Source organism: Citrobacter amalonaticus, assembly GCF_001559075.2.
Classification (GTDB): Bacteria; Pseudomonadota; Gammaproteobacteria; order Enterobacterales; family Enterobacteriaceae; genus Citrobacter_A; species Citrobacter_A amalonaticus_F.
In genome coordinates this window covers 228,022-247,106 of sequence record NZ_CP014015.2, presented here as the reverse complement: position 1 = coordinate 247,106, position 19,085 = coordinate 228,022, and the positions used below count along the sequence as shown (strand labels likewise).

The window sequence follows — 19,085 nt, the reverse complement described above, 5'->3', positions numbered from 1 at the left end:
AGGCCTGATAACAGCAGACCGACAGGCGTCCGTGCGGTGAATAACAAAGCGCCGCATAGTACCTTTCTGGAGCGTCTGTTTCCAGAAAATATTGCGAATAACCTTATAAAGATTCAACGTATTTTTAACGTTTTTAAAATCTTAATATAATTTATAAACAATATTTAAATATTATTACTGAAGTGTTAACGTTGGTGCCGCTCGATTTTCACCTGTAAAAAGCAAAAAAACGATACTAAAAGTAAGGCATTAACAATATGAAAAAAGTGACTGCCATGCTCTTCTCGATGGCCGTAGGGCTGAATGCTGTCTCGATGGCGGCAAAAGCGAAAGCGACGGAAGAGCAGGAGACGGACGTACTGTTGATCGGCGGCGGCATCATGAGCGCCACACTGGGAACTTATCTACAGGAACTGGAACCCGACTGGTCGATGACCATGGTGGAGCGCCTGGACGGTGTCGCGCAAGAGAGTTCAAACGGCTGGAACAACGCCGGTACCGGGCACTCCGCGCTGATGGAACTGAACTACACGCCGAAGAAAGCCGACGGGAGTATCAGTACCGAAAAGGCAGTCGAAATTAACGAAGCTTTCCAGATTTCCCGTCAGTTCTGGGCCCATCAGGTCAAGAACGGCGTGATGCACGACCCGCGCGCCTTCATCACCACCGTCCCGCACATGAGCTTTGTCTGGGGGGATGAGAACGTTAACTTCCTGCGCGCTCGCTATACGGCACTGCAGCAGAGCACGCTGTTCCGTGGCATGCGCTATTCCGAAGATCACGCGCAAATCAAAGAGTGGGCGCCGCTGGTGATGGAAGGGCGCGATCCGAAACAGAAAGTCGCCGCCACGCGTACTGAAATGGGAACGGACGTGAACTATGGCGAAATTACGCGTCAACTGATTGCTTCGTTGCAGAAAAAACCTAACTTTGCGTTGGAGTTGAGCACCGAAGTTCGTGGTTTTCAACATAACGACGACAACACCTGGACGGTGACCGTCGCCGATCTGAAAAACGGCGAAGCGGAACATAAAATCAAAGCCAAATTCGTCTTTATCGGCGCCGGTGGCGCAGCGCTGAAACTGCTGCAGGAAACCGGTATTCCGGAAGCCAAAGAGTATGCGGGCTTCCCGGTCGGCGGTCAGTTCCTGGTCGCAGAAAACCCGGACGTAGTGAATCGCCATCTGGCGAAAGTGTACGGCCAGGCTTCCGTCGGGGCGCCACCGATGTCGGTTCCGCATATCGATACCCGTATTCTGGACGGCAAACGCGTCGTGCTGTTTGGGCCGTTCGCCACCTTCTCCACCAAATTCCTGAAAAATGGTTCGCTGTGGGATCTGCTGAGTTCAACCACGCCTTCCAACTTCATGCCGATGGTCAACGTCGGGATGGATAACTTCGATCTGGTGAAATACCTGATTAGCCAGGTGATGCTGAGCGATGATGACCGCTTCGACGCGCTGAAAGAGTACTATCCGCAGGCGAAGAAAGCGGACTGGCGTTTGTGGCAGGCGGGTCAGCGCGTCCAGATCATCAAGCGTGATGAAGACAAAGGGGGCGTGCTGCGTCTGGGGACGGAAGTGGTGAGCGACAAAGAGGGGACCGTTGCCGCATTGCTGGGCGCATCACCGGGCGCATCTACTGCGGCGCCGATCATGCTCCACCTGATGGAAACCGTCTTTAAAGATAAGGTGAATACGCCGCAATGGCAGGCGAAGCTGAAAACGATTATTCCGTCTTACGGTACAAAACTGAACGGCAACGTTGAGGCGACGCAACAGGAACTGCAATACACCAGTGAAGTGTTGGGGCTGAAATATGACAAGCCGCAAACGGTAGATATCCCGCCGAAAGCGCAGCTCAAGCCTCAGGCTCAGCCCGCGCGTAAAGAAGTCGCCGATATCGCACTGTAACCGCATTGCCGGATGGCGCTGCGCTTATTCGGCCTACGTTTAGTTCCTGTAGGCCGGATAAGGCGGTACGCCGCTATCCGGCATCATCAGAGACTTATCGCGTTACCGCGTTCTGCACGTTGTCTTCCGCTTTCCAGATGCGGAATTTCACATCAACATTTGCCGGGGTATACACCACGATTGGCAACTTGCTGTTGTAACGCAGCATACCGTCATCACCCAGATACGCGGTCACAAATTTCTGCTCTTTTTTGCCGTCCGGGCAGGCCATCATGGTCGATACCGGGGAGGTGACTTTGTCAAAGACGTAGTAGTCATAGCCCCAGCCTTCCAGCGTTTTGCTTTCCAGTTCACCCCCCAGACGATGCTGGTTGCAGTCGACTTCCAGCGTCTGGCCGATCATCAGTTCCACTTTCAGAGTAGATTCATCTTCCTGATGGGGTAGCTGAATAACCTGGCGTTTCATTCCTTTTTCCGCCTGCGGATAAGGGGCGATTTTTTCCAGTGGTTGGGGGGTAGTCTCAGCGGATGCCGCCCACGCAGAGGTGCTGGCGAAGGCAGCGAACAAAACGGCAGGGACCATTGTCTTCATTTTTGAGTTCACAGGTTTTCCTTTTTTATCTTATGAACGATTTCACGGCAGATTAACATGTTCATCAGAGTCATTGATCTGTCTTTGCGTATTTTTAAAGTTCATTGGTTGTGATTGTATAAAATGAGTAGTCATTTATTCTGTTCTTTACCTTTGGGTGTGAGTGATTATCCTGACGGCCATTTCGATATATAAAATATTACATAACCCTTTGATATGTGCGGAGAAGCACATTCTGACAAGCTTCATTAACACTCTTTTGATCCAACCACTGGTTTTACCCCGATTGGGGTATGCACCTGGAACCCATCCTTTACTATCTTACCGATCATAATAATGACTTAGTAGTAACACGGTTTTTATTGTCGTTCACCCAGCCGGGGGAGCGTCGTTTATGGAAGGGCGATGCCATGGTTGATCTATCCCGTCGAGGCATACTGACTGGCAGTTGGCGTAATGCCAACCGTGGGATCCGTCCGCCATGGAGCATGGAAGCCTCTCAGTTTCTGTCCCAGTGCACCCGTTGCGACGCCTGTATTCAGGCTTGTGAACACGATGTTTTGCAGCGTGGTCCGGGTGGCTATCCGAGCGTTAATTTCCAACAAAACGAATGCACCTTCTGCTACGCCTGTGCGCAGGCTTGCCCCGAATCTCTCTTTTCTCCGCGCCACACCAGGGCATGGGATCTGATTTTCACCATTGGGCAAGCGTGTCTGGCGTATCAGTCCGTAGAGTGCCGCCGCTGTCAGGATAGCTGTGAACCGCAGGCGATCCTGTTTCGCCCAACGTTGTCCGGCATTTATCAGCCACAACTCGATAACCAGAACTGTAACGGATGCGGCGCGTGCGTCGCTAGTTGCCCGGTGTCAGCCATTACCGCGGAGTATAACCATGCACATTAACTGGCAGGTCTGCAGCCTGATTGTTCAGGCCAAAGGCGAACAGGTACAGGATATCAGCACGCAATTAAATGCTCTGCCGGGCTGCGAAGTGGCCGTAAGCGACGAGCAAAGCGGTCAGATGATTGCCGTGGTTGAAGCAGAACACAGCGAAACGCTGATGCAAACAATTGAGTCGGTACGCAACGTTGCGGGCGTGCTGGCGGTGTCGCTGGTTTATCACCAGCAGGAAGAACAAGGTGAGGAAACACCATGAAACTCAGTCGTCGTAGCTTTATGAAAGCTAACGCCGTTGCGGCCGCTGCGGCGGCTGCCGGGCTAAGCGTGCCGGGCGTTGCCCGCGCAGTTGTCGGTCAACAGGAAGCCATTAAGTGGGATAAAGCCCCGTGCCGTTTTTGTGGTACCGGCTGTGGCGTTCTGGTCGGAACTCAGCAGGGGCGTATTGTCGCCTGTCAGGGCGATCCGGAAGCCCCGGTTAACCGTGGTCTGAACTGCATCAAGGGCTATTTCCTGCCCAAAATTATGTACGGAGAGGACCGTTTAACGCAGCCGTTGCTGCGTATGAGAGACGGTAAGTACAGCAAAGACGGTGAATTTACGCCGATAAGCTGGGATCAGGCTTTCGATGTGATGGAAGAGAAGTTTAAAACCTCACTGAAAGAGAAAGGCCCGGAGTCTGTCGGCATGTTTGGTTCCGGTCAGTGGACCATCTGGGAAGGATACGCCGCCTCTAAACTGTTTAAAGCCGGTTTCCGTTCGAACAACCTCGATCCGAACGCGCGTCACTGTATGGCGTCAGCGGTGGTAGGCTTTATGCGTACCTTTGGCATGGACGAACCGATGGGCTGCTACGACGATATCGAGCATACCGATGCGTTTGTTCTGTGGGGCGCCAACATGGCGGAAATGCACCCGATCCTCTGGTCGCGCATCACCAACCGTCGTCTCTCCGATCCGAATGTTAACGTCTCCGTGCTGTCCACCTTCCAGCACCGTAGCTTTGAGCTGGCGGACAACGGGATGGTGTTTACGCCACAGTCTGACCTGGTGATCCTCAACTACATCGCTAACTACATTATCCAGAACAACGCGATTAACCAGGACTTCTTCAGCAAGCACGTTAACGTCCGCAAAGGGGCAACGGATATCGGCTATGGCCTGCGTCCGACGCATCCACTGGAAAAAGCCGCGAAAAACCCAGGTTCTGACGCCTCTGAGCCGATGAGCTTTGAAGACTACAAAGCGTTTGTGGCGGAGTACACGCTGGATAAAACCGCTGAAATGACCGGCGTGCCGAAAGATCAGCTGGAGCAACTGGCGAAGCTGTATGCCGACCCGAACAAGAAAGTCATCTCTTACTGGACGATGGGCTTCAACCAGCATACGCGCGGCGTGTGGGCCAACAACCTGATCTACAACATCCACTTGCTGACCGGCAAAATCGCGCAGCCGGGCTGCGGACCGTTCTCGTTAACCGGTCAGCCTTCTGCCTGTGGTACCGCGCGTGAAGTGGGAACCTTTGCTCACCGCCTGCCTGCGGACATGGTGGTCACCAACGAAAAACACCGTGAGATCTGTGAAAAGCACTGGAATATCCCGGCCGGGACGATTCCGGCGAAAATCGGTCTCCATGCGGTTGCTCAGGACCGGGCGCTGAAGGACGGCAAGCTGAACGTCTACTGGACGATGTGTACCAATAACATGCAGGCCGGTCCGAACATCAACGAAGATCGTCTGCCGGGCTGGCGCGATCCGCGCAACTTTATCATTGTCTCCGATCCCTATCCGACCGTCAGCGCGCTGGCCGCGGACCTGATCCTGCCAACCGCAATGTGGGTAGAGAAAGAAGGGGCTTACGGTAACGCCGAGCGTCGTACCCAGTTCTGGCGTCAACAGATTAAAGCGCCGGGCGAATCGAAATCCGACCTGTGGCAGTTGGTTCAGTTCTCACGTCGTTTCAAAACGGAAGAGGTCTGGCCCGAAGAACTGCTGGCACAGAAACCGGAACTGCGCGGCAAAACCCTGTATGACGTGCTGTTTGCGACCCCGGCGGTAAGCAAGTTCCCGCTGACGGAGTTGAAAGAGGATCAGCTTAACGACGAATCCCGCGATCTGGGCTTCTATCTGCAAAAAGGACTGTTTGAAGAGTACGCCTGGTTTGGGCGCGGACACGGTCACGATCTCGCCCCGTTCGATGACTACCACAAGGCGCGCGGTCTGCGCTGGCCGGTGGTTGACGGGAAAGAGACGCAATGGCGCTACAGCGAAGGTCACGATCCGTACGTCAAAGCGGGTGAAGGCTACAAGTTCTACGGTAAGCCAGACGGTAAAGCGGTGATCTTCGCGCTGCCGTTTGAACCGGCCGCAGAATCGCCGGATGCCGAGTACGACCTGTGGCTATCCACGGGGCGTGTGCTCGAACACTGGCATACCGGCAGTATGACGCGCCGCGTACCGGAACTGCACCGCGCGTTCCCGGAAGGGGTTCTGTTTATCCATCCGTTAGATGCGAAAAAACGGGATATGCGCCGTGGCGACAAGGTCAAAGTGATCTCACGTCGTGGCGAGGTGATTTCCATTGTTGAAACCCGTGGACGTAACCGTCCGCCGCAGGGGCTGGTCTACATGGCGTTCTTCGATGCCGCACAGCTGGTGAATAACCTGACGCTGGATGCGACGGATCCGCTCTCTAAAGAGACGGATTTCAAGAAGTGCGCCGTGAAACTGGCGAAGGTGTAACACGCCATGTCCAGGTCAGCGAAACCCCAAAATGGCCGCCGCCGCTTTCTGCGCGATGTTGTTCGCACAGCGGGTGGGCTGGCTGCCGTTGGCGTGGCGCTGGGGTTACAGCAGCAGACCGCACGCGCTACGGGCGTGCGGTTGCGCCCGCCTGGGGCCGTGAACGAGAACGCCTTTGCCAGCGCCTGTGTGCGCTGCGGGCAGTGCGTTCAGGCATGTCCGTATGACACCTTAAAACTGGCGACGCTTGCATCAGGGTTGTCGGCGGGTACGCCGTATTTTGTTGCCCGCGATATTCCTTGCGAAATGTGCGAAGACATTCCGTGCGCCAAAGTCTGCCCCAGTGGGGCGCTGGACCGGGAGATTGCCTCCATTGACGATTCGCGGATGGGACTGGCGGTTCTGCTGGATCAGGAAAACTGCCTGAACTTCCAGGGATTGCGTTGTGACGTCTGTTATCGCGAATGTCCAAAAATCGATGAGGCCATCACGCTGGAACTGGATCGCAACATGCGAACCGGCAAACATGCGCGATTTATCCCGACCGTTCACAGCGACGCCTGCACGGGTTGCGGGAAATGTGAAAAAGTCTGCGTGCTGGAACAGCCGGCAATAAAAGTGTTGCCGCTGGCGCTGGCGAAAGGGGAGTTGGGTCACCATTACCGCTTCGGCTGGCTGGAGGGGAACGATGGCAAATCGTAAACGTGACGCCGGGCGTGAAGCGCAGGCGAAAAAAGGCCTCTGGCGGAGTCATCGCTGGCTGATTTTCCGCCGTCTCAGTCAGTTTATGGTGCTGGGGATGTTTCTGAGCGGCCCGTGGTTTGGCGTGTGGATCCTGCACGGGAACTACAGCAGCAGCCTGCTGCTGGAGTCGATCCCGCTGACGGATCCGTTGATTACCCTGCAAAGCCTGGCGAGCGGTCATCTGCCCGCAGCGGTAGGGCTTACGGGCGCGGCGATCATTACGGCGCTGTACGCTCTGGCAGGAAAGCGATTGTTTTGCAGTTGGGTCTGCCCACTGAACCCGATTACCGATTTTGCGGCCTGGCTACGCAGAAGGTTTGACCTGAATCAGTCCGCAACCATTCCACGTCATATACGGTACGTACTTCTGGTTGTCGTGCTGGTGGGTTCAGCACTGACCGGGACGCTACTGTGGGAATGGATTAACCCTGTTTCACTGCTGGGGCGTAGCCTGGTAATGGGATTCGGTAGCGGCGCACTGCTGATTATCGCTCTGTTTTTATTTGATTTGCTGGTCGTTGAACACGGCTGGTGCGGGCATCTTTGTCCTTTAGGCGCACTGTATGGCGTGCTGGGTAGCCAGGGCGTATTAACCGTTGCGGCAAAGGACCGACAGAAATGTAACCGCTGTATGGACTGTTTTCATGTTTGCCCGGAACCGCATGTATTACGTGCCCCGGTGCTGGATGAGCAAAGCCCGGTACAGGTCACCAGCCGCGATTGCATGGCCTGCGGTCGCTGCGTGGATGTCTGTTCTGAGGACGTATTTACAATAACTACACGATGGAGTTCGGGAGCGAAATCATGAAAAGCCATGACCTGAAGAAAGCGCTGTGTCAATGGACAGCCCTGCTGGCCCTGGTGGTGAGCGGTGCGGTTTGGGCGGCAAACGGAGTGGATCTTAGCCAGTCTCCGGAAGTGTCGGGGACACAGGAAGGGGCGATTCGCATGCACAAAGAGCAAGAGCGTATGCCGCTGAACTACGTGAATCAGCCGCCGATGATTCCCCATAGCGTCGATGGTTACCAGGTGACCACCAACACCAACCGCTGCCTGCAATGCCACGGCGTTGAAAGCTATCGTACCACCGGTGCGCCGCGTATTAGTCCGACGCACTTTATGGACAGCGACGGCAAAGTGCTGGCCGAAGTGGCGCCGCGTCGATACTTCTGCCTGCAGTGCCATGTGCCGCAGACTGACGCCCCGCCGATTGTGGGTAACAGCTTTACCCCATCGAAAGGTTACGGGAAATAAGAGGTCATTATGGAAAATTCTAACCGTAAACCAGGCCGGATTAAGCGCCTCTGGCAATGGTGGCGTCGCCCCAGTCGTCTGGCGCTGGGTACGCTGCTGTTAATCGGGTTCGTCGGCGGGATTATTTTCTGGGGTGGATTTAACACCGGGATGGAAAAGGCCAACACCGAAGAGTTCTGCATTAGCTGCCACGAAATGCGCAATACCGTGTATCAGGAATACATGGAAACCGTGCACTACAACAACCGTAGCGGTGTGCGTGCGACCTGTCCTGACTGCCACGTACCGCACGAGTTTGTGCCGAAAATGATCCGCAAGATCAAGGCCAGTAAAGAGCTGTACGCAAAAGCGTTGGGACTTATTGATACACCGCAGAAGTTCGAAGCGCATCGTCTGACGATGGCGCAGAATGAATGGCGAAGAATGAAAGATAACAATTCTCAGGAGTGTCGTAACTGTCACAACTTTGAGTTCATGGACTTAACGGCCCAGAAGAGCGTCGCCGCGAAAATGCACGATCAGGCGGTGAAAGACGGGCAAACCTGTATTGACTGCCATAAGGGGATTGCGCACAAGCTCCCCGATATGCGTGAAGTCAAACCGGGCTTCTGACGGGATGATAATGAGTGGGTAGTATGCTTGAAGCCAGAAAGCTCCTCTGTGAGCGGGATGAACGAGTCCTGTTTAGCGATTTGTCGTTCCAGGTCAACGCAGGGGAGTGGATACAGGTCACCGGCGGCAACGGCGCAGGGAAAACCACCCTGTTGCGGTTGCTGACAGGGCTCTCTCGTCCTGATGCCGGGGAGGTGTGCTGGCAGGAGCAACCGCTACATCGTGTGCGGGACAGCTACCATCAAAATTTGTTGTGGATTGGACATCAGCCGGGGATCAAAACCCGGCTGACGGCGTTGGAGAACCTGCGTTTTTTCCATCAGGACGGCGACATTGCAAAATGTCTCGCGGCGCTGGCGCAGGCCGGCCTTGCCGGTTACGAAGATATCCCTGTGAACCAGCTTTCTGCCGGACAGCAGCGCCGGGTAGCGTTGGCGCGTCTCTGGCTGACCCGCGCCACGCTCTGGATCCTCGACGAACCCTTTACCGCCATTGATGTGAACGGCGTTGAACGCCTGACGCAGCGGATGGCGCAGCATACCGAAGAGGGGGGGATTGTCATCCTCACCACCCACCAGCCGATGAACGTCGCTACAGACCGCATTCGCCGGATTGCGCTGACTCACGAGAGGGCAGGGCAATGATGTGGCGTATCTTCCGTCTTGAACTGCGCGTTGCCTTTCGCCATAGCGCTGAGATTGCCAACCCGCTGTGGTTCTTTCTGATTGTTATTACGCTGTTCCCGCTGAGCATTGGGCCGGAACCGCAGCTGCTGGCGCGCATTGCGCCGGGCATTATTTGGGTTGCTGCGCTGCTGGCCTCGCTGCTGGCGCTGGAGCGACTGTTTCGCGATGACCTGCAGGACGGCAGCCTTGAGCAACTGATGCTGCTGCCGATCCCATTACCGATGGTGGTGCTGGCAAAAGTGATGGCCCACTGGATGGTCACCGGTCTGCCGCTGTTGATCCTCTCTCCGCTGGTGGCGTTGCTGCTGGGGATGGACATCTACGGCTGGAAAATTATGGCGCTGACCTTACTGTTGGGGACGCCAACGCTCAGCTTTCTCGGCGCACCGGGGGTAGGGTTAACGGTCGGACTAAAGCGCGGCGGCGTATTGCTGAGCGTACTGGTGTTGCCGTTGACCATCCCGTTGTTGATTTTTGCGACCGCCGCGATGGATGCGGCATCCATGCATCTTCCTGTGGATGGATACATGGCGATTTTGGGCGCGTTACTGGCGGGGAGCGCGACGTTGAGTCCTTTTGCGACGGCCGCGGCGTTACGTATTAGTTTGCAGTAATGAGTTGCCTGATGGCACTGCGCTTATCAGGCCTACAAGAGCAGAGTATGTAGGCCGGATAAGGCATCAGCCGCTATCCGGCATGACGGTAACTTTATTCGTTTGAGTCTGGTGACTGAACTATGTGGAAAACACTTCATCAACTGGCTATGCCCCCACGGCTGTATCAGCTTTGCGGCTATTTTGTGCCGTGGCTGGCCGTTGCCTGCGTCCTGGTTCTGGCTACGGGCTGGATCTGGGGATTCGGTTTTGCGCCAGCGGATTACCAGCAGGGGCAGAGCTACCGCATTATTTATCTGCACGTTCCGGCGGCGATCTGGTCAATGGGGATTTATGCCTCGATGGCGATAGCGGCGTTTATCGGTCTGGTCTGGCAGATGAAGATGGCAAACCTGGCGCTGGCTGCGATGGCGCCGGTTGGCGCGGTGTTTACGTTTATTGCGCTGGTCACCGGTTCCGCCTGGGGTAAACCGATGTGGGGCACCTGGTGGGTGTGGGACGCGCGGCTGACGTCGGAACTGGTGCTGCTGTTTCTCTACGTCGGCGCGATTGCCCTGTGGCATGCTTTTGACGACCGTAAGATGGCGGGGCGTGCGGCGGGGATCCTGGTGCTGATTGGCGTGGTGAACCTGCCGATCATTCACTATTCGGTGGAGTGGTGGAACACGCTGCATCAGGGCTCAACCCGTATGCAGCAAAGCATCGACCCGGCCATGCGCACACCGCTGCGGCTGGCGATTATCGGCTATCTGCTGCTGTTTATCACGCTGTCGCTGATGCGGATGCGTAACCTGATTCTGATGATGGAAAAACGTCGCCCGTGGGTGAGTGAACTGATCTTAAAAAGAGGCCGCCAATGACCACTGCATTTGCATCCTGGAGTGATTTTTTTGCGATGGGCGGCTACGCCTTTTACGTCTGGCTGGCCGTGGCGCTGAGCGTCATCCCGCTGGCAGTACTGGTCATTCATACCGTGACGCAGCATCGCGCGATTTTGCGTGATGTCTCCCGACAACGGGCGCGTGAAGCCCGCCTGCGTGCGGCGCAGACACAACGGGAGGCGGCGTGAATATTCGACGTAAGAACCGTTTATGGATTGCCTGTGGCGTGCTCGTCGGGTTAGCGCTGACGATTACGCTGGTGCTTTACGCGCTGCGCGCCAATATTGACCTGTTCTATACGCCAGGCGAGATTCTCTACGGCAAGCGCGAAACGCAGCAAATGCCGGAAGTGGGCCAGCGCCTTCGGGTGGGTGGTATGGTTATGCCCGGTAGCGTGAAGCGCGATCCCAACTCGCTGAAGGTGAATTTCAGCATCTATGACGCCGAAGGCGTTGTGGATGTTACCTACGAAGGCATTCTGCCGGACCTGTTCCGTGAAGGGCAGGGCGTGGTGGTGCAGGGGGAACTCGGCGAGAAAAACCATATTCAGGCGAAAGAAGTTCTCGCCAAGCACGATGAAAACTACACGCCGCCGGAAGTTGAAAAAGCGATGCAGGAAAACCACCGCCGTCCGGAGAGCGTCTATAAGGATAAAACATCATGATGCCTGAAATTGGCAATGCGCTGTTATGCCTGGCACTGGGCGTTGCGTTGTTACTCTCAGTCTATCCGCTGTGGGGCGTGGCGCGTGGCGATGCGCGGATGATGGCGTCGGCAAGACCGTTTTCCTGGCTGCTATTTATCCTCGTTATGGGTGCCTTTCTGGTGCTGGTCAACGCCTTTGTCGTGAATGATTTCACCGTAGTTTATGTCGCCAGTAACTCCAACACGCAGCTGCCGGTCTGGTACCGCGTCGCCGCTACCTGGGGGGCGCATGAAGGCTCGCTGCTGCTGTGGGTGTTGCTGATGAGCGGCTGGACCTTTGCCGTCGCGCTGTTCTCCCAGCGGATGCCGCTGGATATCGTCGCCCGCGTGCTCGCAGTGATGGGGATGGTCAGCGTCGGTTTCCTGTTGTTCATCCTGTTTACCTCCAACCCGTTCGCCCGCACGCTGCCGAATTTCCCGATAGAAGGGCGCGATCTCAACCCGTTGCTACAGGATCCTGGGCTGATCTTCCATCCGCCGCTGCTGTATATGGGCTATGTCGGTTTCTCGGTCGCCTTCGCGTTCGCTATCGCGGCGCTGATGAGCGGTCGCCTGGACAGCACTTTCGCCCGTTTTTCTCGTCCGTGGACGCTGGCCGCGTGGGTTTTCCTGACGCTGGGGATCGTGCTGGGTTCGGCATGGGCTTACTACGAACTGGGCTGGGGCGGCTGGTGGTTCTGGGATCCGGTGGAAAACGCCTCGTTTATGCCATGGCTGGTGGGAACCGCGCTGATGCACTCGCTGGCGGTCACTGAACAGCGCGGCAGTTTCAAGGCGTGGACGCTGCTGCTCTCCATCTGCGCGTTTTCGCTCTGTCTGTTGGGGACGTTCCTTGTGCGCTCGGGTGTGCTGGTGTCGGTGCATGCGTTTGCTTCCGACCCGTCTCGCGGGATGTTCATTCTGGCCTTCATGGTGCTGGTCATCGGCGGCTCGCTGCTGCTGTTTGCTACGCGAGGACATAAGGTTCGATCCCGGGTGAATAACGCGCTCTGGTCACGCGAATCGCTGCTGCTCGGTAACAACGTGCTGCTGATTGCCGCCATGCTGGTGGTGCTGCTCGGAACGCTGCTGCCGCTGGTGCATAAGCAGCTTGGACTGGGCAGTATCTCCATTGGCGAGCCGTTCTTTAATACCATGTTTACCTGGCTGATGGCGCCGTTTGCCCTGCTGCTGGGCATTGGCCCGCTGGTCCGCTGGGGACGCGATCGACCGCGTAAACTGCAGCGACTGCTGGTTATCGCGCTGGCCAGCACCCTGGTACTCTCTCTGCTGCTGCCGTGGCTGTTTGAGAACAAGATTGTCGCCATGACGGTCGTCGGGCTGGCAATGGCCTGCTGGGTGTTTGTGCTGGCGATGGCAGAGCTTGCGCAGCGTATTTCGCGTGGCACGAAAACAACGCTTAGCTACTGGGGAATGGTGGCCGGGCACGTTGGTCTGGCGGTGACGATTGTCGGGATCGCCTTCAGCCAGAATTACAGCGTCGAGCGCGATGTCCGCATGAAAGCCGGTGATAGCGTCGATATTCATGAATATCGCTTCACCTTCCGTGAAGTGAAGGATATCACCGGACCAAACTATCGCGGTGGTGTGGCGATTATCGGCGTGACCCGTGATGGCAAGGCAGAAGCGACGTTGCATGCCGAAAAACGGTTCTACAACAGCACCAGCTCGATGATGACGGAAGCGGCGATTGACGGTGGCATTACCCGCGATCTGTATGCCGCGCTCGGTGAAGAGCTGGATAACGGCGCGTGGGCTGTCCGTCTGTATTACAAACCGTTTATTCGCTGGATCTGGGCGGGTGGGATATTGATGGCGCTGGGGGGGCTGCTATGCCTGTTTGACCCGCGTTATCGCAAACGCGTACAACCGCAAAAATCGGTGTCGGAGGCGGTATGAAGCGCAACGTACTTTTGATTCCTTTTGTGATTTTTCTCGTGATTGCCGCGGCGCTGCTGTGGCAACTGGCGCGTAATGCTGAAGGCGACACGCCGACGAATCTGGAGTCGGCGCTGATTGGCAAACCGGTACCAACCTTCCGGCTTGAGTCGCTGGAGAACCCCGGTAAGCATTATGAGGCGGACGTGCTGACTCAGGGTAAACCGGTCTTACTCAACGTCTGGGCGACGTGGTGTCCCACCTGCCGCGCTGAGCATCAGTATCTGAACCAGCTGTCGGCGCAGGGGATTCGCGTGGTGGGGCTGAATTATAAAGACGATCGCCAGAAGGCTATCGTCTGGCTGAAAGAGTTGGGCAATCCCTACGCGCTGAGCCTGTTTGACGGCGACGGTATGCTGGGCCTGGACCTTGGGGTCTATGGCGCACCGGAAACCTTCCTGATCGACGGTAAAGGCATTATTCGCTATCGCCATGCCGGGGATTTGAACGCCCGCGTCTGGGAGAGTGAAATCAAGCCGCTGTGGGAGAAATACAGCAAGGAGGCCGGGCAATGAGAATTTTGCTGAGTGTGCTGATGCTGCTGTTTTCTGCTAATGCGCTGGCCACCATTGATGTGATGCAGTTTAAGGATGAGACCCAGGAGCAACAGTTCCGCCAGTTGACTGAACAACTGCGCTGTCCGAAATGCCAGAACAACAGCATCGCGGATTCCAATTCGATGATTGCGACCGACCTGCGACAGAAAGTTTATGAGCTGATGCAGGAAGGGAAAAGTCAGAAAGAGATCGTCGACTATATGGTGGCGCGCTATGGTAACTTCGTCACCTATGATCCGCCGCTGACCCCCCTGACTGTCCTGCTGTGGGTGCTTCCTGTGGCGGCAATTGGCGCGGGAGGCTGGATTATCGTTGCCCGTTCGCGTCGGCGGGTACGCCTGAAACAGGAGGTGTTCCCGGATGAGATGGCGTTACCGGAGGGTAAACGAGCCGGGTTGGCGGTTTATCTGCCGGGGATTGTGATTGCCGTCATCGTGGGGGCCGTCAGTTATTACCAGACCGGGAGCTATAAGCAAGTGGAAATCTGGCAGATGGCGACGGCACAAAGCCCGGCACTGCTGGAACGCGCGTTGGATCCAAAAGCACAGCCGCTGGATGAGGAAGAGATGACGCGTCTGGCGCTGGGGCTACGCACTCGTCTGCAAAGTGATGCGACGAACGTGGAAGGCTGGATCATGCTGGGGCGGATCGGTATGGTGCTCGGCAATGCCAGTACTGCTACCGAAGCATATGCCAATGCCTATCGACTCGATCCAAAGAACAGCGATGCGGCACTGGGCTATGCTGAGGCGCTGACCCGCTCTTCCGATCCTGATGATAACCGTCGTGGAGGGGAACTACTGCGAGAACTGGTCCGTAGCGATCACGCCAATGTGCGGGTTCTGAGCATGTACGCCTTCAATGCCTTTGAGCAGGAACGTTTTGGCGACGCGGTTGCCGCCTGGGAGATGATGCTGAAGATGCTGCCGGCGAACGATACGCGTCGTGCGGTGATTGAGCGTAGTATCGCGCAGGCGATGCAGCACTTATCGCCTAAGAGTGAGTAACCACCCGGCCGGATTGAATGCTCCGGCCTGGTGTCGCTGATTCACTGTAATCCGCGGGTTTGTAAAAATAAAATAGTCGCGGCAACGCGTGAGCGTACGTTGAGCTTGCGCAGCAGGTTGCGAATATGCACTTTTACGGTTTGTTCGGAAATGTTGAGGACCGAGGCAATCTGCTTGTTGGACAGTCCCTGTGCCAGCTCGTGCAGAACATCCAGCTCCCGCTCGGTCAGCATGCTGAACGGATCGTCCTCCTCACCAAACATTTCGCGCTCGCGCAGATAATCACTGACGCGTTCGCTGAAAACCTTGCCGCCATTGGCGCCTGTGCGAATGGCGTCCAGCAGAACTTCCGGATCGCTGTCTTTCAGCAGATAGCCATCTGCGCCGGCGTCAATCAGGGCGTAGATGTCGCTGGCCGAATCCGAAACGGTGAGAATGATAATCTGCGCCGTGATCCCATCGCGTCGCAGGGCGTTCAACGTATCCAGACCGCTCAGCCCTTTCATATTCAGATCAAGCAGGATTAAATCCAGATCGAGACGGTTTGCCAGATCAATCGCCGTTGCGCCATCGCCCGCTTCGGCAACCACCTCAAATGTCGGATCCAGCTCCAGTAATTGACGGATACCACGACGCATAAGAGGGTGGTCATCTACCACCAGCACCTGAAAAGGCGTTGCTTCAGGCATAGTTATCTCCCGAGATTTTATTAGAATCATTATTGTTATTCGATCGCGAATCGTCCAGATTCACCGCATCGATAAGAGGGAGAAATATTACCCCAGATTACGCATGGGTAAGAAGTAAAACCTGTCGGGAAAAGGGGGGAGCCTCTCATCGCGATGAGAGGCTCTTGCATTCAGGGCAGCAGCGCGACGTGAGTCACTTCTGCTTTTGGGATGGCGCTGAAATACCAGTATTCATCGTTAATTTTCGCGGCGGTAAAGCGCGCAAGCGAACGCGACGTGTCGGACGATTCGGTCTTCACCTGCACGGTACCGGCTAACGGATGTTTGCTCACCAGCATTAAATCGCCGCGGTTATTGAACCAGGCCACGGTATTGTCATCGATGGCTTGTTGTTTACCGTTTACGAGTACGGAATAGTCGAAGTTAACTTTTTCCTTTGCCACATTCCCTGCGCCAAAATAACGGCCATAGACCTGCGGATCGTGAAAGAAACCGAAATGTCCTCCGCTATTTTGCATTTTCAGGAAGTGGAAGTCAGGCACCGTAAAGTCCTTGTGACCCAGGCTGAGTTGGTGCTTAACGATATTCACACGAACAAAATCCTGCTCATAAACGCGCGTATAAGCGGCATACATTAAGGCGTATGACCAGATGAATACCGCAGCCATCAGGCCCGTAACGGCATAGACTCCCTTCATGACACGCGGTCCGGCTACCGTGACGACTTCCCGCGCAAGGAACGAGAGGGCAAGCAGGAAAAATAAAAATGTCGACAGCATGACCCGGTCAGGATACGACGGGGAGGCCACCATAATTAAAGAGGTCCCCAGCCCCACCAGCAGCATTAACCCGACCATGCCCAGATTCGCACTTTTAATGCGATGTCCTTGTCGTTTCGCCACGAACAGAAGAATTGCCAGCAAGACCAGCACGACATAAGAAATCCAGACCAGCGCCAGGTGGTTAAAGAAGCGCTCGCTCAGATGAATCGTGATTCTTTCAACGAGCGATTTATCGTACCAGACGGTATGGGCGCCCTGAGCGCGAATAAAATTGCCTGGCGAGAAAATCAAAATACTGGCGCCCACCAGTGCGGACAAAAAATACGCGACCTTGTTCGCGTAGACGCGTTTCGCTTGCCAGTAATCGTACACGATAGCCAGAAGGGCGAGACCCACGACAAATGGCGCGACGCTTTCATTGGAGCAGCCCGCCAACAGTCCGAGCAACAGCATACCAACATGCGTACGCTCTTCGCGCTGGAGCTGTATACGGTACAGGTTCCAGATCCATGCGGCGACGAACAGATTCGTCCACAGGTAGTTCGCGCTGCCAACGATCCAGAAAACCGTTTGTCCGATATTCGGGTTAGCGACCCAAAAGGTCAGAAAAATAAGGGTAAAAATCAGCGCGTCATGTTTTTTCCATTTCAGCGTGCCCGTCGGCGTTTTCACAATGAAATAGCAGAACGCGACGACGACAAGGCCGGTCATGGTTGAGATAAACCCGCGAGAGCCGGTGGTGAGCAAAAGCGAGCTGACAAAATCAGCCACCACGCGCCCGCTCCAGGTCAGGTAGTGATGCAGGTGCGCATCAAATGAGATGCCAAGCAGGGCATAACGGTAATCATCGGAGTGAATAGGGGTGAACCACTCCAGGATAAATACCGCAAAAAAGGCAATTAAAAGAATGCTTTTATTAACATGCTTTAACATCAGTTATCCTTGTCTGAATCATGGTCCACAGTTTTACGTTTTTTCAGGATGTATCGAGGCCGCTTCTTGGTTTCGACATAGATTCGTCCGATATACTCACCCAGCACGCCAATACCAATAAGCTGCACGCCTCCCAGAAACAGGATTGACACAATCAGGGAAGAATAGCCACGCACGGGATTTCCCCACAGAAGCGTATCTATCACCATTCCCGCGCCGTAGGTGAAAGAAAGCAGGGCAACCACCAGACCAATGTAGGTCCAGATACGCAGAGGGAAGGTGGAAAAAGAGGTGATCCCTTCCAGTGCCAGATTCCACAGTTTCCAGCCGTTGAATTTACTTTTCCCGGCACAGCGAGTGGCGCGTGCGTAGAGGACGATGTCAGTTTTGCCGCCAACCCAGGATAAAATCCCTTTCATGAACAGATTTCGTTCTGGCATTTGTTTAATGTTGTCCACCACTTCACGACTCATCAGCCGAAAATCGCCGACGTTTTCTTCGATATGCGGCGTACTGATTTTATTGTGCAGCTTATAGAACCACTCGGCGGTTTTTCGCTTCAGGCGACTATCGACGGAGCGATCGGAACGTTTAGCCAGCACGATGTCCGCCCCTTCTTGCCATTTTTGAATCAGGTGCGGCAGGACTTCGACAGGATCCTGGAGATCAACATCCATCGGAATGACGGCATCGCCACTGGCATTGTCGAGCCCGGCGAGCAGCGCCGGTTCTTTGCCAAAATTTCGCGTAAACGAGAGCGGGACAACGAGCGGGTCGGCAACGGCGAGGGCGTTGATGATGGATTCCGTTGCGTCGGTGCTACCATCGTTGATGAACACAATTTCGACATCATGTTCTTTCAGCGCGTCATATTCGCGCACCGTCTTGTAAAAGAGGCCAATGGTTTCTTCTTCGTTGAAGACAGGAACGACCAGTGAAATTTTCATCGTGCGTCCTTGAATACAATGAATCTGGAATAGATAAAGCCACAAATGAGACTAATGACGGAGAACGCGACCAGCGTCACCAGCGGCGGGAAACCGCACTGTTCCGCCCCCCAGCCCGTCAGGATACTGAGCAGGCCCATAAAGCCGACATACAGCAGATAGCGACGCGTTGTGGTCGATTGCTTAAAGGTAAACCGGGCGTTGGCGTAAAAAGAAAAACTGACCGCCACACTGAAGCCCAGGAAATTCGCCAGCGCCTGATGGGTATGAAAGGCGTAGATGCAGATAGCAAAAACTATCCAGTGGATCAATGTGTTGATCACGCCTACGGAGGTGTACTTGATGAAGTGATGCCACATAAGCAATAAGGTCGGCTGTGCAAAACCGGAAGTGTAACATCATTTCCGTCCATAACTCGAATCGAATTCAATTCCGGTGGACGGAAATAATAAAAAAAACCAGCCGTAAAAGGCTGGTTTTTCTGGGGAATTTTGGTCGGCACGAGAGGATTTGAACCTCCGACCCCCGACACCCCATGACGGTGCGCTACCAGGCTGCGCTACGTGCCGACTTGTGGGAGGTAATACTACCGC

At 55.2% G+C, this 19,085-nt stretch carries 21 protein-coding genes and 1 tRNA gene; 16 read left to right on the top strand and 6 right to left on the bottom strand.

Annotated features, from left to right (window positions below):
* Positions 1 to 257 precede the first annotated feature (257 nt).
* Positions 258 to 1,913 (top strand): malate dehydrogenase (quinone), encoded by a 1,656-nt coding sequence (gene mqo, locus AL479_RS01210; protein WP_061074753.1) that lies wholly within the window; start codon positions 258 to 260, stop codon positions 1,911 to 1,913.
* A gap of 94 nt (positions 1,914 to 2,007) precedes the next feature.
* On the opposite strand, the gene eco is transcribed toward mqo, so the two are convergent.
* Positions 2,008 to 2,505 (bottom strand): serine protease inhibitor ecotin, encoded by a 498-nt coding sequence (gene eco / locus AL479_RS01205; RefSeq protein WP_061077907.1) that lies wholly within the window; start codon positions 2,503 to 2,505, stop codon positions 2,008 to 2,010.
* Between the two features lie 410 nt (positions 2,506 to 2,915).
* Between eco and napF the strand changes: the two genes are divergently transcribed.
* The 15 genes from napF to AL479_RS01130 all read left to right on the top strand — a co-directional run bounded on the left by napF (position 2,916) and on the right by AL479_RS01130 (position 15,141).
* Entirely contained in the window at positions 2,916 to 3,407 is a 492-nt protein-coding gene (gene napF / locus AL479_RS01200; RefSeq protein ID WP_061074752.1) for a ferredoxin-type protein NapF, read from the top strand.
* On the top strand, positions 3,397 to 3,660 hold the full coding sequence (napD, locus tag AL479_RS01195; protein WP_043000078.1) for a chaperone NapD: 264 nt from the start codon (positions 3,397 to 3,399) through the stop codon (positions 3,658 to 3,660). Before napF ends, napD begins: the two co-directional genes overlap by 11 nt.
* Entirely contained in the window at positions 3,657 to 6,143 is a 2,487-nt protein-coding gene (gene napA / locus AL479_RS01190; protein WP_061074751.1) for a nitrate reductase catalytic subunit NapA, read from the top strand. The genes napD and napA overlap by 4 nt, the downstream gene beginning before the upstream one ends.
* A gap of 6 nt (positions 6,144 to 6,149) precedes the next feature.
* Positions 6,150 to 6,845, top strand: coding sequence for a ferredoxin-type protein NapG (gene napG / locus AL479_RS01185; protein ID WP_042317906.1), 696 nt, complete (start codon positions 6,150 to 6,152; stop codon positions 6,843 to 6,845).
* Positions 6,832 to 7,695, top strand: a complete 864-nt coding sequence (gene napH, locus AL479_RS01180; protein ID WP_061074750.1) for a quinol dehydrogenase ferredoxin subunit NapH — start codon at positions 6,832 to 6,834, stop codon at positions 7,693 to 7,695. The genes napG and napH overlap by 14 nt, the downstream gene beginning before the upstream one ends.
* Positions 7,692 to 8,141 (top strand): nitrate reductase cytochrome c-type subunit, encoded by a 450-nt coding sequence (napB, locus tag AL479_RS01175; RefSeq protein ID WP_061074749.1) that lies wholly within the window; start codon positions 7,692 to 7,694, stop codon positions 8,139 to 8,141. Before napH ends, napB begins: the two co-directional genes overlap by 4 nt.
* A gap of 9 nt (positions 8,142 to 8,150) precedes the next feature.
* Entirely contained in the window at positions 8,151 to 8,753 is a 603-nt protein-coding gene (napC, locus tag AL479_RS01170) for a cytochrome c-type protein NapC (protein ID WP_046481706.1), read from the top strand.
* Positions 8,754 to 8,776: 23 nt separating this feature from the next.
* Positions 8,777 to 9,397 carry a cytochrome c biogenesis heme-transporting ATPase CcmA gene (gene ccmA / locus AL479_RS01165; RefSeq protein ID WP_042317910.1) on the top strand — a complete coding sequence of 207 codons (621 nt, stop codon included), beginning with the start codon at positions 8,777 to 8,779 and terminating at the stop codon, positions 9,395 to 9,397.
* A complete protein-coding gene (gene ccmB, locus AL479_RS01160) occupies positions 9,394 to 10,053 on the top strand; it encodes a heme exporter protein CcmB (protein ID WP_042317911.1) in 660 nt (219 codons plus the stop codon). Before ccmA ends, ccmB begins: the two co-directional genes overlap by 4 nt.
* Positions 10,054 to 10,175: 122 nt before the next feature.
* Entirely contained in the window at positions 10,176 to 10,913 is a 738-nt protein-coding gene (locus AL479_RS01155; RefSeq protein ID WP_061074748.1) for a heme ABC transporter permease, read from the top strand.
* A complete protein-coding gene (gene ccmD, locus AL479_RS01150) occupies positions 10,910 to 11,122 on the top strand; it encodes a heme exporter protein CcmD (RefSeq protein ID WP_043000086.1) in 213 nt (70 codons plus the stop codon). Before AL479_RS01155 ends, ccmD begins: the two co-directional genes overlap by 4 nt.
* Positions 11,119 to 11,598, top strand: coding sequence for a cytochrome c maturation protein CcmE (gene ccmE, locus AL479_RS01145; RefSeq protein WP_061074747.1), 480 nt, complete (start codon positions 11,119 to 11,121; stop codon positions 11,596 to 11,598). Before ccmD ends, ccmE begins: the two co-directional genes overlap by 4 nt.
* On the top strand, positions 11,595 to 13,538 hold the full coding sequence (locus AL479_RS01140; RefSeq protein WP_061074746.1) for a heme lyase CcmF/NrfE family subunit: 1,944 nt from the start codon (positions 11,595 to 11,597) through the stop codon (positions 13,536 to 13,538). The genes ccmE and AL479_RS01140 overlap by 4 nt, the downstream gene beginning before the upstream one ends.
* Positions 13,535 to 14,092 (top strand): thiol:disulfide interchange protein DsbE, encoded by a 558-nt coding sequence (dsbE, locus tag AL479_RS01135; RefSeq protein ID WP_043000089.1) that lies wholly within the window; start codon positions 13,535 to 13,537, stop codon positions 14,090 to 14,092. The genes AL479_RS01140 and dsbE overlap by 4 nt, the downstream gene beginning before the upstream one ends.
* A complete protein-coding gene (locus AL479_RS01130) occupies positions 14,089 to 15,141 on the top strand; it encodes a cytochrome c-type biogenesis protein CcmH (RefSeq protein WP_061074745.1) in 1,053 nt (350 codons plus the stop codon). Before dsbE ends, AL479_RS01130 begins: the two co-directional genes overlap by 4 nt.
* Positions 15,142 to 15,182: 41 nt before the next feature.
* On the opposite strand, the gene narP is transcribed toward AL479_RS01130, so the two are convergent.
* From narP to AL479_RS01105, 5 genes are all read right to left on the bottom strand, one after another.
* A complete protein-coding gene (narP, locus tag AL479_RS01125) occupies positions 15,183 to 15,830 on the bottom strand; it encodes a nitrate/nitrite response regulator protein NarP (RefSeq protein ID WP_061074744.1) in 648 nt (215 codons plus the stop codon).
* Positions 15,831 to 16,000: 170 nt separating this feature from the next.
* Positions 16,001 to 17,545, bottom strand: coding sequence for a DUF6056 family protein (locus AL479_RS01120; protein WP_061074743.1), 1,545 nt, complete (start codon positions 17,543 to 17,545; stop codon positions 16,001 to 16,003).
* Positions 17,545 to 18,492, bottom strand: coding sequence for a glycosyltransferase family 2 protein (locus AL479_RS01115; RefSeq protein ID WP_061074742.1), 948 nt, complete (start codon positions 18,490 to 18,492; stop codon positions 17,545 to 17,547). The genes AL479_RS01120 and AL479_RS01115 overlap by 1 nt, the downstream gene beginning before the upstream one ends.
* Positions 18,489 to 18,851, bottom strand: coding sequence for a GtrA family protein (locus AL479_RS01110; RefSeq protein ID WP_061074741.1), 363 nt, complete (start codon positions 18,849 to 18,851; stop codon positions 18,489 to 18,491). The genes AL479_RS01115 and AL479_RS01110 overlap by 4 nt, the downstream gene beginning before the upstream one ends.
* 133 nt (positions 18,852 to 18,984) lie before the next feature.
* Positions 18,985 to 19,061 (bottom strand) — tRNA-Pro (locus tag AL479_RS01105).
* Between the last annotated feature and the right edge of the window lie 24 nt (positions 19,062 to 19,085).